At 59.9% G+C, this 12,988-nt stretch carries 12 protein-coding genes; 3 read left to right on the forward strand and 9 right to left on the reverse strand.

Annotated features, from left to right (window positions below; genetic code table 11):
• Positions 1-9: 9 nt before the first annotated feature.
• Positions 10-615, reverse strand: coding sequence for an LPS-assembly lipoprotein LptE (locus AC1DIH_RS22780; protein WP_477773374.1), 606 nt, complete (start codon positions 613-615; stop codon positions 10-12).
• A gap of 89 nt (positions 616-704) precedes the next feature.
• On the reverse strand, positions 705-3,311 hold the full coding sequence (gene leuS / locus AC1DIH_RS22785; RefSeq protein WP_477773375.1) for a leucine--tRNA ligase: 2,607 nt from the start codon (positions 3,309-3,311) through the stop codon (positions 705-707).
• Positions 3,312-3,570: 259 nt separating this feature from the next.
• Here leuS and AC1DIH_RS22790 point away from each other — a divergent pair, with 259 nt between their 5' ends.
• Positions 3,571-3,894, forward strand: a complete 324-nt coding sequence (locus tag AC1DIH_RS22790) for a hypothetical protein (protein WP_477773376.1) — start codon at positions 3,571-3,573, stop codon at positions 3,892-3,894.
• A gap of 136 nt (positions 3,895-4,030) precedes the next feature.
• Positions 4,031-4,792, forward strand: coding sequence for a YdcF family protein (locus AC1DIH_RS22795; protein ID WP_477773377.1), 762 nt, complete (start codon positions 4,031-4,033; stop codon positions 4,790-4,792).
• Between the two features lie 53 nt (positions 4,793-4,845).
• Here AC1DIH_RS22795 and lnt read toward each other — a convergent pair whose 3' ends face one another.
• From lnt to miaB, 5 genes are all read right to left on the reverse strand, one after another.
• Entirely contained in the window at positions 4,846-6,369 is a 1,524-nt protein-coding gene (gene lnt, locus AC1DIH_RS22800; protein ID WP_477773378.1) for an apolipoprotein N-acyltransferase, read from the reverse strand.
• Positions 6,370-6,377: 8 nt separating this feature from the next.
• Positions 6,378-7,217 (reverse strand): HlyC/CorC family transporter, encoded by an 840-nt coding sequence (locus AC1DIH_RS22805; RefSeq protein ID WP_019691823.1) that lies wholly within the window; start codon positions 7,215-7,217, stop codon positions 6,378-6,380.
• Between the two features lie 5 nt (positions 7,218-7,222).
• Entirely contained in the window at positions 7,223-7,717 is a 495-nt protein-coding gene (ybeY, locus tag AC1DIH_RS22810) for an rRNA maturation RNase YbeY (RefSeq protein WP_477773379.1), read from the reverse strand.
• Positions 7,710-8,729, reverse strand: a complete 1,020-nt coding sequence (locus AC1DIH_RS22815; RefSeq protein ID WP_054594194.1) for a PhoH family protein — start codon at positions 8,727-8,729, stop codon at positions 7,710-7,712. Before AC1DIH_RS22815 ends, ybeY begins: the two co-directional genes overlap by 8 nt.
• 249 nt (positions 8,730-8,978) lie before the next feature.
• Positions 8,979-10,313, reverse strand: coding sequence for a tRNA (N6-isopentenyl adenosine(37)-C2)-methylthiotransferase MiaB (gene miaB / locus AC1DIH_RS22820; RefSeq protein WP_054598186.1), 1,335 nt, complete (start codon positions 10,311-10,313; stop codon positions 8,979-8,981).
• 135 nt (positions 10,314-10,448) lie between these two features.
• On the opposite strand from miaB, the gene AC1DIH_RS22825 reads away from it, so the two are divergent.
• Positions 10,449-10,778: a DUF1820 family protein gene (locus AC1DIH_RS22825; protein ID WP_008052403.1), complete on the forward strand. Its 330-nt coding sequence runs from the start codon at positions 10,449-10,451 to the stop codon at positions 10,776-10,778.
• Positions 10,779-10,900: 122 nt separating this feature from the next.
• Here AC1DIH_RS22825 and AC1DIH_RS22830 read toward each other — a convergent pair whose 3' ends face one another.
• Positions 10,901-11,455: a tetratricopeptide repeat protein gene (locus AC1DIH_RS22830; protein WP_019691827.1), complete on the reverse strand. Its 555-nt coding sequence runs from the start codon at positions 11,453-11,455 to the stop codon at positions 10,901-10,903.
• A 223-nt stretch (positions 11,456-11,678) separates the two neighbouring features.
• Complete coding sequence (hemL, locus tag AC1DIH_RS22835; protein WP_477773380.1) at positions 11,679-12,962, reverse strand: glutamate-1-semialdehyde 2,1-aminomutase; 1,284 nt, start codon at positions 12,960-12,962, stop codon at positions 11,679-11,681.
• Positions 12,963-12,988: the final 26 nt, after the last annotated feature.

The following is a 12,988-nucleotide window of genomic DNA, read 5'->3' on the forward strand; positions in this document are numbered from 1 at the left end:
CCGTACGACTTACTCGGTCGGTACTTGCATAGGTGACTGACGCGGAGTGTTCGCTTCAGCTTTACGGGCTGCTTCCAGCGCGTCGGCTTCCGCTTTGGCACGGTCATCGGCAGTCTGTTGCAACTGATCAAGCTGAGCCGGGGTCAGCTGTTGCAGGCGCAGCATCATGCGTTGCACTAGGTCGCGACGCATTTCCTTGCGCACTTCGTTGGCTTCCTGGTCGGAGCCAGTGATGTTGCTGCCGTCGTGCATGAAGACCTTCTGCACTTGCAGTTTGTCGTCGAGCAGGGACAGCTTGTTGTGGCCCACGATTTGATAGTTCAGCACGTTGGTCAGCTCATACTCGGCCGAATGGCCACCGCCGGAGTAGCTGAGGCTACGCTGGCTTTCCTGTTCGTTGGTCAATACCAGCTTGTAAGGTGCGCCGGCATAGACTTTGACGCCGCTGCTTTCAAGCACCTGACGCATCAGCGTCACGGTTTCGCCATACGAGTTGCGCGCGCTCAGGTCGAGTTCCTTGATCGCCAGTTCGGTGGTGCCGGTACCGCGCAGTTGGAAGCCGCAGGCGCTCAGCAAAACAGCGAGCCCCATCACCAGCAGATTGCGTTTGATCATCTTGTTGCTCCCCTTGAAACCATGTGGGCCGAGCGTACGACCCGAAAGGTTCTGTTCGGCGCCAGGTATGGACCTTGCGCCTGATCCAATTAGCTAGCGACGATATTGACCAGTTTTCCGGGCACTACGATCACTTTACGAATAGTCAGGCCGTCGACAAAGCGCAGCACATTTTCATTGGCCCGTGCGGCGGCTTCGACTTCTTCGCGGCTGGCACTGGCCGGCATTTCGATCTGGCCGCGCAGCTTGCCGTTGACCTGAATCACCAGCTGCAGGCTGTCTTGAACCAGCGCGCTGTCGTCCAGAACCGGCCAGCCGGCATCGATCACCGGATCGGCGTGACCCAGGCGATGCCACAGCTCATGGCAGATGTGCGGGGTGATCGGGGCCAGGAGCAGGGTCACGGTTTCCAGGCCTTCGTGGATCAGCGCGCGGTCCTGTTCGGTGCCTTGCGCGGCTTTTTCCAGCACGTTCATCAGCGTCATCACCTGGGCGATGGCGGTGTTGAATTTGTGGTTCTGGCCCACGTCGTGGCTGGCCTGCTTGATCGCCTGGTGGATCGAACGGCGAATGGCTTTCTGCTCGTCGTTCAAGGTGGCGACGTCCAGTTTGCCCGGAAGGCCCTGGGTGACGTGCGCTTGAGCGAGACGCCAGACGCGCTTGAGGAAGCGGTGCGAACCTTCTACGCCGGAGTCGGACCATTCCGCGCTCATGTCGGGTGGCGAAGCGAACATCATGAACAGGCGGCAAGTGTCTGCGCCGAACTGATCGATCATCGACTGTGGATCGACGCCGTTGTTCTTCGACTTGGCCATCTTCTCGGTCCCGCCGATTTCCACCGGCAAGCCGTCAGCTTTCAACCTGGCGCTGATGACCTTGGCTTTGCTGTCACGCTCGAGCTCGACGTCCGCCGGGTTGAACCAGGTATAAGCGCCGTTGGCTTCGCGACGATAGTACGTCTCGGCGATCACCATGCCCTGGGTCAGCAGGTTCTTGAACGGTTCGTTGGAGCTCACCAGGCCTTCGTCACGCATCAGCTTGTGGAAGAAGCGCGCGTAGAGCAGGTGCAGGATCGCGTGTTCGATACCGCCGATGTATTGATCCACCGGCAGCCAGTGGTCGGCCGCGGATTTTTCAACCAGGCCACCTTCATAGTGCGGCGAGGCGTAGCGGGCGTAGTACCACGAGGACTCGACGAAGGTGTCCATGGTGTCGGTTTCACGCTTGGCAGGTGCACCGCATTTCGGGCACGTGCATTCGTAGAACTCGGGCATGCGCGCCAATGGCGAACCGGCGCCATCGGGTACGACGTCTTCCGGCAGCACGACAGGCAGTTGGTCTTCCGGCACCGGCACGTCACCGCAGGTATTGCAGTGGATGATCGGGATCGGGCAGCCCCAGTAACGCTGGCGGCTGATGCCCCAGTCGCGCAGGCGGAACTGGGTGCGCGAGGCACCGAGGCTTTTCTTGATCAGCGCCACTTCGATAGCGTCGAACGCGCCCGCGAAGTCCAGGCCGTCGAACTCGCCGGAGTTGATCAGCGTGCCGTGTTCGCCGTAGGCGTCTTGCCATGGTGTCGGGTTGCTATCACCGGAACTGGTGCGCACGACTGATTTAACCGGCAGGTTGTACTTGTGGGCGAATTCGAAATCGCGCTCGTCGTGGGCCGGAACCGCCATTACCGCGCCGTCGCCGTAGTGCATCAGCACATAGTTGGCGACCCATACCGGCAATTTTTCGCCGGTCAGCGGGTGCTCGACGAACAGGCCGGTCGGCAGGCCTTTTTTCTCCTGGGTGGCAACGTCGGCTTCGGCCACGCTGCCGCCTTTGCATTCGGCGATGAACGCTTGCAGCTCAGGGTTGTTCTGCGCGGCCAGGGTCGCCAGGTGGTGCTCGGCTGCCACGGCAACGTAGGTAGCGCCCATCAGGGTGTCCGGACGGGTAGTGAAGACTTTCAGTGCGCCCGTTTCGCCGATCGAGTCGACGTTGTACGGGAACTGCACTTCCATGCCGCGGGATTTGCCAATCCAGTTGCGCTGCATGGTTTTGACTTGCTCAGGCCAGCCCGGCAGGTCGTCGAGACCCTCCAGCAGTTCATCCGCATAAGCGGTGATCTTGAAGTAGTACATCGGGATTTCGCGTTTTTCGATCAGCGCGCCGGAGCGCCAGCCGCGACCGTCGATCACCTGTTCGTTGGCCAGAACGGTCTGGTCGATCGGGTCCCAGTTCACGGTGCCGTTTTTACGGTAGATCACGCCTTTTTCGAACAGGCGAGTGAACAGCCATTGTTCCCAACGGTAGTAATCGGGCTTGCAGGTGGTGACTTCGCGCGACCAGTCCACCGCCAGGCCCAGGCTGCGCAGCTGGGATTTCATGTAGGCGATGTTTTCGTAGGTCCACTTGGCGGGCGCTACGTTGTTCTTCATCGCGGCGTTTTCCGCCGGCATGCCGAAAGCGTCCCAACCCATGGGTTGCAGGACGTTTTTGCCTTGCATGCGCTGATAGCGGGAGATCACGTCGCCAATGGTGTAGTTGCGCACGTGCCCCATGTGTAGCTTGCCGCTGGGGTAAGGGAACATCGACAGGCAGTAGAACGTCTCCTTGCCTGGCTGTTCACTGACTTCAAAGGACTTTTGCTCGTCCCAGAACGACTGGGCAGCATTTTCGATTTCGCGGGGCTGATAGTGTTCGTGCATGGCTACTTTTGAACTGAATAGGGGTGGCCTAATCCTCTTCAATGCAACGCTGGACGCTGATGACGCCAAAAGTGGCGTTTTCGATGCCCAGCCGAGCTGGAAGTGGAGTTACAGGAAGCGCCGTAGCATACATGACCGCGCTCTACCGAGGGAAACCTTGATTACACGCGTAGGGCCGTTGGTCGCGGCACCTGAACGGTTTGCCAAGCGAAGCTAAGCTCTAGATGGGGAGTGAGTCTTATCTTCAATGAGGTGAGGGATGGTTGAGTCACAACGAAAAGTAACTAAGCCGGAGTTGTACGAAAAGCTGATAGAGCGCCTGGGGCTGGCCCTGGATGCCGCAAGGACAGCTGGCCGGTTACGCGATGAGCGTCCGGTGGAGCTGGAACTTCGCGGGTTGAGCCGCGCAGAGTTCGAACTGATCATGGCTTATCTGGACCGTAGTGAGCATGAGGCGCAAGGATGCTTGTCATCAGAAACAGTGAAGCCTAAGGACGTTCCCCGTTCGGCGAAAATAATCTGGTTGCAAGACAAGCTCTCTCGCAGAGACGCGGTAAAGGTCCGGTCCCTGCTGGTCAAGTAAGTGATCAGGCAAGTGTGTGTTGCCCCAAGCGGGCGCATGAAGTCGCCCATGATGGCTTTTTGATGAAAAGGCCTTCCATCTTAGTTGTCGCATTGCTTCAACCCACTTAGGCTTCGGGCATCTCTGGAGATGCCCGATGCCCTTTCGTTATTTCGTTAAACAACTGCTTCTGCCGCCCGGTATTTTTTTGCTGTTGCTGGCGCTTGCCTGGTGGTTGCGCCGCTCAAGACCACGCCTTGCGGGGCTGTGTTTTGCCTTGGGGGCCGGAGGGTTCTGGTTGATGAGCTTGCCGGTCGTTGTGCAGTGGAGTGCCAAAGCCCTTGAGCGTGAAGCCCCGCTGGCCCGCAGCGAATGGACGACTCTGGCCGAGCGCGCGGATGTGATTGTGGTGCTGGGGGCGGGGCGCGAACGCGGGGACCTTGCCTGGGGGGCCGATCAGCCGACCGGTGTGGCGCTGGAGCGTGAGCGTTATGCGGCGCGGCTGGCCAAGGCGTCGGGTTTGCCGGTGTTGACCAGCGGTGGTTTGCATTACGGCACGCCGCCGACTGAAGCGAAGTTGATGGCCGATTCGCTACAGGATGATTTCGGGGTCACGGTTCGTTGGCAGGAAGGGCGCAGCCGCACCACCTGGGAAAACGCTCAATTCACTGCCGAACTGCTGGAGCCTTTGGGGTTGAAGCGGGTCGTGGTGGTGACGCAAGCCTGGCATATGCCGCGCAGCGTCTGGAGTTTCGAGCAGGCGGGTTTTACCGTGGTGCCGGCTCCGGTGGGCTTTTTAGGCACCGATAATGGCGAACCGCTGGGTGGCTGGATGCCGACGTTCAAGTCGATCTGGCGATCCGGTCAGTTGTTGAATGAGGCGGTGGGGCAGATCGGGTATTCGATTTTTTACCGCTGAATTGATCGTTCCCACCTCTGTGGCGAGGGAGCTTGCTCCCTCGCCACAAGCGCTTAAACCGTCTTGGCGATCCGGCTGGCCAACAGTGCCCAGCCAAACAGCAGTGCGCAAAGGATGAGCAGTGGCCACGAGCGCCATTGCAGGTAAGGCGTCAGGTTGTGCATCGGCACCACGTCACCGTAGAGAATGCCGCGTTCGAATTGCGGGATCTGCGCAGTGATCTTGCCGAAGGGGTCGATCAACCCGGTGACACCGTTGTTGGTGGCGCGAATCATCCAGCGGCCAGCCTCAAGCGCCCGCATCTGCGCCATCTGCAGGTGTTGCAGCGGGCCGATGGAGGTGCCGAACCAGGTGTCGTTGCTGATGGTCAGCAGCAAATCGCTGCGCGCCGAAAGGCTGGCGGCAAATTCCGGGTAGACCACTTCGTAGCAGATGAACGGTGCAATCTGATAACCCTTGGCTTGCAACAACGGCTGATCGGCCGGGCCGCGGGCGAAATCCGACATCGGCAGATCGAAGAACGCAATCAGGCCACGCAGCAGCTCTTGCAGCGGTACGTATTCGCCAAACGGCACCAGTTTCTGCTTGAGGTAAGTGCCCTCGCCCTGGCCGACCACGGTGATGCCATTGTAGAAGCGTTTCTCGTGGTGCACTTCCTCGCGGATCGGCACGCCGGTAATCAGTGCCGAATTACGTTCGGCGGCGAAGCTGCCCATCATGTTCAGGTAGCCCTCGGCAGACTCCTTGAGCACCGGGACCGCGGTTTCCGGCCAGATCAGCAGGTCGACACGTTTGGAGCTGAAGCTCATGTCGCGGTACAGCGCCAGTTGCGCGTTGAGCTGCGCCGGGTCCCACTTCATGCTTTGTTCGATGTTGCCCTGAATCGCCGCGACACTCAGCGGATTGCCCGAAGGGCTGGTCCAGGCGTGGCCTTTGAGTGACAGGCCGATGAGCCACGGCGCGGCCAGCAATAGCAGGCCAGCGACAACAAAACCTTTGCGTCCGGCCTTGATCAGGCGTGGCAGGTTGTACACAAGCGCTGCGGTCAGGGCCAGGCTGAAGGAAATCAGCCACATGCCGCCCAATGGCGCCAATCCGGCAAGCGGGCCGTCGAGTTGGCTGTAACCGGAATAGAGCCATGGAAAACCGGTGAGGAACCAGCCACGAAACGCTTCCTGGCCCACCCACAGCGCCGCGAATGCCAAGGCGTCGGCCAATGGCGCTTCGTTACGGCGCAACCAGCGCGCCCAGAGCCAGGCGGGCAGGGCGAAGAACCAGGCAATCGCGGCGGTGAACGCCAGCATCAGCAACCCGGCCAGCAGCATCGAAGCGCCGCCGAAGTTGTGAATGCTGTAGTAGATCCAGCTGGTGCCGGCGCCAAACAGGCCGAAACCAAAGCACCAGCCACGACCCAGCGCCTGACGAGGTGTCAGTTCACGAAGGCCTGCATAGAAAAAGCCGACCGCCAGCAACGCCAGCGGCCAGATATCGAACGGCGCCAAGGCCAGGGTGGTGAGTGCACCGGCCGCCACGGCCAGCAGGTTACCGGGCCAGCCGGGGCGGGTGATCCAACGCATGTCAGTCCTTAACGGGCTATAGGGGTCAAGCGCAGCAAGTGAATGCGACGGCTGTCGGCGTTCAGGATGCGGAAGCGATAGGCGCCGATTTCAGTGATTTCGTTGCGTTTTGGCAAGTGCCCGAACGCGCTCATCACCAGGCCGCCAACGGTGTCGAATTCGTCGTCGGAGAATTCGCTGTCGAAGAACTCGTTGAAGTTCTCGATCGGCGTCAGGGCCTTGATCAGGAAGTCGCCGCTTGGCAGTGGCTTGATGTAGCTGTCTTCTTCAACGTCGTGCTCGTCTTCGATGTCGCCGACGATTTGCTCGAGCACGTCTTCGATGGTTACCAGACCCGCCACGCCGCCGTATTCGTCGATGACGATGGCCATGTGGTTATGGTTGGCGCGGAACTCGCGCAGCAACACGTTCAGACGCTTGGACTCGGGCACGAACGTGGCCGGACGCAGCAGATCCTTGATGTTGAAGCTGTCGCCGTTCTCCTTGAGGATCAGCGGCAGCAGATCCTTGGCCAGCAACACGCCCATGACGTCGTCGTGGCTCTCGCCGATTACCGGGTAACGCGAATGCGCGGACTCAACCACGGCCGGGAGGAATTCACGGGGTGTCTGAGTCGCCTTGATGCTGACCATCTGCGAGCGCGGGACCATGATGTCGCGTACTTGCAGGTCAGCGACCTGGATGGCGCCCTCGACGATGGCCAGCGCTTCGCTGTCCAGCAACTTGTTCTGATGGGCATCACGCAGAAGCTCCAGCAGCTCCTGACGGTTTTTCGGCTCATGGGCAAAAGCCTGGGTGAGTTTACCCAGCCAGGACTTTTGCCCGTTGCTCGATCGATCTTCGCTCATAGCGATTACTCTGAATCCTTTGTTGTAACGATAGGGGATGTTTCGGTTTCGTCGTCCGCATACGGGTCAGGATGACCCAATTGTGCAAGCAACGTTCGTTCCAGTGCTTCCATTTCTTCGGCTTCGTCATCATCTATATGGTCGTAACCAAGCAGATGCAAGCAGCCGTGAATGACCAGATGCGCCCAGTGGGCCTTCAATTCCTTGCCTTGCTCGGCAGCCTCGCGCTCGACCACGGCCACGCAGATCACCAGATCGCCCAGCAACGGGATGTCCAGCAATTCGTCGGGCACATCGGCAGGGAACGACAACACATTGGTTGCGTAATCCTTTTGACGCCAGGTGTAGTTCAGCTCGCGGCCTTCTTCCTCGTCGACCAGGCGAATGGTCAATTCGGAGTCGGCGGTGCGCTGACGCAGGGCCAGTTCGCACCATTGGCGGAACTCGGCTTCGCTGGGGGCGGGCGCTTCGGTCGCCAGTTGCAGATCAAGCTCAAGCATCGTGGCGATTGCCCTTTTCGGCGGAAAGCGTTGCAGGTTCGTCAATCAGGCGATTTTCGAAGCGCTCATAGGCTTCGACAATGCGCTGCACCAACGGGTGGCGCACGACGTCTTTGGGTTTGAAGTGGGTAAAGCTGATGCCCGGTACTTCCTTGAGCACGTCGATCACATGAATCAGCCCGGACTTGGTGCCCTTTGGCAGGTCGATCTGGGTGATGTCGCCGGTGATGACCGCGGTCGAGCCAAAACCGATTCGTGTCAGGAACATCTTCATCTGTTCGACGGTGGTGTTCTGGCTTTCGTCGAGGATGATAAAGCTGTTGTTCAGCGTGCGGCCTCGCATGTAAGCCAGCGGCGCGACTTCGATCACCTGGCGTTCGATCAGCTTGGCGACGTGTTCAAAGCCGAGCATTTCGTACAGCGCGTCATACAGCGGGCGCAGGTACGGGTCGATTTTTTGTGCCAGGTCGCCGGGCAGGAAGCCGAGTTTCTCGCCGGCCTCGACCGCTGGACGTACCAGCAGGATGCGGCGGATCTGCTCGCGCTCCAGCGCATCGACTGCGCAGGCAACGGCCAGATAGGTCTTGCCGGTACCGGCCGGGCCGATGCCGAAGTTGATATCGTTGCCCAGGATTTCCTTCACGTAGCGCAGCTGATTCAAGCCGCGAGGGCGAATCATGCCTTTTTTGGTGCGCAGGGCGACTGAGGGTTCGGCGGGCGAATGGTTGTCCATTTCTTCCACGGCCGATTCCTGCAGGAACAGGTGGACCATGTCTGGCGACAGCTCGCTACTCTTGGTTTCACGGTAGAGGCGGCGCAGCAGGTTTTCCGCGGAGATGGTGTGCTTGGGCTCGCCGATCAATTCGAACTGATTGCCGCGATTGCGGATCACGATCGCCAGGCGCTGTTCGATCAAGCGCAAATGCTCGTCGAATTGCCCGCACAGATTGGCGAAGCGATGAGCCTCAAAGGGCTCGAGGATGAAGCGATGTGGTTCTATGGGTGCGTTCAAGGTTGTTTTTAGCCGCCCTGGGGCAATGGAGATGAATCAAGGATAACGCCAGAGGCCTGGGTGCGAAAGCTCTTAAACAGGCCAACATCAAACACCCATTCCATACCTGTGGCGAGGGAGCTTGCTCCCGCTGGAGTGCGAAGCGCTCCCACCCCAGCCTCTGCGGTTTTTCGGGGGATACCGAAGCGACCGGTTTGCGGCGGCTTCGCAACCGAGCGGGAGCAAGCTCCCTCGCCACAAGAGTCCGCGTTAGCCCTGTTGAATCAACGAGCCACGCAGTGAGTGCGGCTGTGCGGCGTCGATGTGCACGTCGGCGAACTGGCCGATCAAGGTCGGATTGTCGCAGCGGAAGTTTACGATTCGATTATTCTCGGTCCGGCCTTGCAGTTCACCCGGGTCTTTTTTCGAGTAATCGGTCACCAGGATCCGCTGGGTCGAACCGACCATTTGTCGGCTGATCTCGAAGCCTTGCTGGTTCAGGCGATGTTGCAAGGCGTTCAGGCGCTCTTTTTTCAGCTCTTCCGGGGTTTCGTCGGCCAGGTCGGCGGCCGGGGTGCCCGGGCGCTGGCTGTAGACGAACGAGTAGGAGAAGTCGAAACCGACGTCTTCAATCAGCTTCATGGTCTGTTCGAAGTCTTTTTCGGTCTCGCCGGGGAAACCGACGATAAAGTCCGAACTGATGCAAATGCCCGGCACGGCGGCGCGCAGCTTGCGCAGTTTCGACTTGTACTCGAGTGCGGTGTGGTTGCGCTTCATCGCCGCCAGAATCCGGTCCGAACCCGACTGCACCGGCAAATGCAGGTGTTTGACCAGTTCCGGTACATCGGCGTGGGCTTGGATCAGGCTGTCGGAGAACTCCAGCGGGTGCGACGTGGTGTAGCGGATGCGGTCGATGCCATCGACAGCCGCCACCACACGGATCAGCTCGGCCAGATCGGCCAGGCGTCCATCGTGAGTCAGGCCGCGATAGCCGTTGACGTTCTGCCCCAGCAGGGTGACTTCACGCACGCCGTTCTCGGCCAGGTGAATGATCTCGGCGATCACGTCGTCGAACGGTCGGCTGACTTCTTCACCGCGGGTATAGGGCACTACGCAGAAAGTGCAGTACTTGCTGCAACCTTCCATCACCGACACATAGGCGCTTGGGCCATCGATGCGCGGTTCCGGCAGGTGGTCGAATTTTTCGATTTCCGGGAACGAGACGTCGACTTGCGGCAGTTTGGTCAGGCGCGCGGCGTCGATCATTTCCGGCAGGCGGTGCAGGGTCTGCGGGCCGAAGACCACGTCGACATAGGGCGCGCGGTCGCGGATTGCCGCGCCTTCCTGGCTGGCCACGCAACCGCCGACGGCGATGACCATTTCCGGGTTGGCGAGCTTCAGTTCGCGCCAGCGGCCGAGCTGGGAATACACCCGGTCCTGGGCGCGTTCGCGAATCGAGCAGGTGTTGAGCAGGATGACATCCGCATCTTCGGCGCGCGCCGTCACTTCCAGGGCCTGATGTTCGCCCAGCAGATCAACCATGCGCGAGCTGTCGTACTCGTTCATCTGGCAACCGTGGGTTTCGATATAAAGCTTCTTGGCCATGGACGGAGTCATCACGTGATTCAAAGAACCGCGCATTATAGGGAACAAGTCCCCAGGTTCCTACCGTCGTGCGTCCAGCGGCTATGCTATAGTTCGCGCCCTCATTTTTATCCCTCGATGTGTTACTCGCCCACCATGACCAAACGTGAAGCTCCAATCTACAAGGTGATTTTCCTCAACCAGGGCCAGGTGTTCGAAATGTACGCCAAGCAGATCTATCAAAGTGATCTGTGGGGCTTTCTGGAAGTGGAAGAGTTCGTCTTTGGCGAGCGCACGCAAGTGGTCGTCGATCCGAGCGAAGAGAAGCTCAAGGCTCAGTTCGAAGGCGTGGTGCGCAGTTTTGTGCCGATGCATTCGATTGTGCGCATCGACGAAGTCGAGCGCATGGGCACCCCGAAAATCAGCGAAGCCCGTGGCGCGGTCGGCAATGTCATGCCGTTTCCGATGCCGATGCCTGAGAAGTAAGCCTCAGAATCGAGTCGCCCCCATCGCGAGCAGGCTCGCTCCCACCGTGGATTGTGTTGATGCACAAATCAAATGTGGGAGCGAGCCTGCTCGCGATGGGGCCAGTCAGGTCCGCGCTGGATTCAGGGTAATGGCGAGAACGGCGTACGCCCGTCTGCGCTTTGCAGTTCCATCAGGTATTTACGGAAAATTTGCCCCAGCACCTGGGTGGCGACTTCCAGTTCATCGCGTTGCATGTGCTCGGCGACTTCGTCGGCGGTGTCCAGCGCATCTTCCGCGCCGTTGACTGCGGCCATTTTCAGCACGATATACGCCTGAACGTTATTGGCCGGCACGCCTTCGCCATGGAAGAACATGATGCCGAGTTTGAATTGCGCCTGAGCGTGGCCTTGCAGCGAAGCTTTTTCGAAGTAGCTCAGGGCTTGATTGAGGTCGCGCGGTACGCGTTTGCCTTCGTAGTAGAACTCGCCCAACTCGTATTGCGCTTCCGCATCCCCGGCATCTGACGCTTTCTGGCAGGCGGCGAGCGCCTCCTTCAGGTCTTCAGGCTGGGTATTGAGGGTGCAACGACCCATCGCTGGGATCAACAACGAGTTGCCGCCTGCTTGTGCGTGCGCGAGCAGGGGCTGAAGGAGCAACAGGCAGCCCAGTGCAAGGGCGCGGCCGGTGCGGTTCATGGGAATCGACTTACCTCTGAAGGGCGCGCGGACCCGTCGAGGGATCCAATAAGCGCGCATTATGAAATAAGCAGGACCTACCTTACAAAGTCTTTACTCGTTTTTCTGCCGCGCGGGGATTATATCTGCCGCTTTTGGGGGATTTAGGCGTGTTGCGTAAGAAATAAGGTAGGGGTGTGGGATAAAGCTGACGCCGACAATCGTCGACGTCAGCGTCTATCGCTTACTTCAATGCAGCGAATGCACGTTCAGCGGCGTCCAGCGTCAGTTTCAGCTCGGCTTCGCCATGAGCGATCGAGGTGAAACCGGCTTCGAAGGCGCTTGGTGCCAGGTATACGCCACCTTCGAGCATCAGGTGGAAGAAGCGTTTGAACAGGTTGGCATCGCTGGCCATCACGTCATCGAAGGTCACGATGTCGTCGGCGCCGCTGAAGTACAGGCCAAACATGCCGCCGGCCTGGGTGGTCACGAACGGGATGCCAGCGGCGTCGGCGCGCTGTTGCAGGCCATCGAGCAGGCGGCTGGTGTACTCGCTGAGTTCGGCGTGGAAGCCTGGGCGGCTGATCAGGCGCAGGGTGGTCAGGCCGGCGGCCATGGCCAGCGGGTTACCCGACAGAGTGCCCGCCTGGTAAACCGGGCCCAGCGGTGCGATGTGCGACATGATTTCGCGTTTGCCGCCGAAGCAGCCGACCGGCATGCCGCCACCGATGATCTTGCCGAAGGTGCTCAGGTCCGGGGTTACGCCGTAGTGTGCCTGGGCACCACCGAGGGCGACGCGGAAACCGGTCATCACTTCGTCGAAAATCAACACCACGCCGTGTTTGTCACACAGGCTGCGCAGGCCTTCGAGGAAACCTGGGGCTGGCGGCACGCAGTTCATGTTGCCCGCCACAGGCTCGACGATGATGCACGCCACGTCCTGGCCAACCTCGGCGAGCATTTTTTCAACGGCGTCGATGTCGTTGAATGGCAGCGTCAGGGTGTGTTTGGCGAAGGCGGCAGGCACCCCGGCAGAGCTTGGCACGCCTTGGGTCAGCAGGCCGGAACCGGCTTTCACCAGCAGGCTGTCGGAGTGACCGTGGTAGCAACCTTCGAACTTGATGATGCTGTCGCGGCCGGTGAAACCACGGGCCAGGCGAATCGCGCTCATGGTCGCTTCGGTGCCGGAGCTGACCATGCGCACCATTTCCATCGACGGCACGATCGAGCAGACCAGGTCGGCCATCTCGGTTTCCATCGCGGTCGGGGCGCCGTAGGACAGACCGTGCTCAAGCTGCTTGCGCACTGCGTCGAGCACGTCCGGGTGGCTGTGGCCGAGAATCATCGGGCCCCAGGAGCCGACGTAATCGACATAACGCTTGTCGTCTTCGTCCGTCACGTAGGCGCCTTCGGCGTGCTTGAAGAACAGCGGCGTGCCGCCGACGCTCTTGAAGGCACGAACAGGCGAGTTCACGCCGCCGGGAATGTGTTTCTGGGCGTTGGCAAACAGGGTTTCGGAACGAGACATGATTGGGTTCTCAAAAATCGGTAATT

The sequence above is a fragment of the Pseudomonas sp. 05N36 genome (assembly GCF_056397385.1).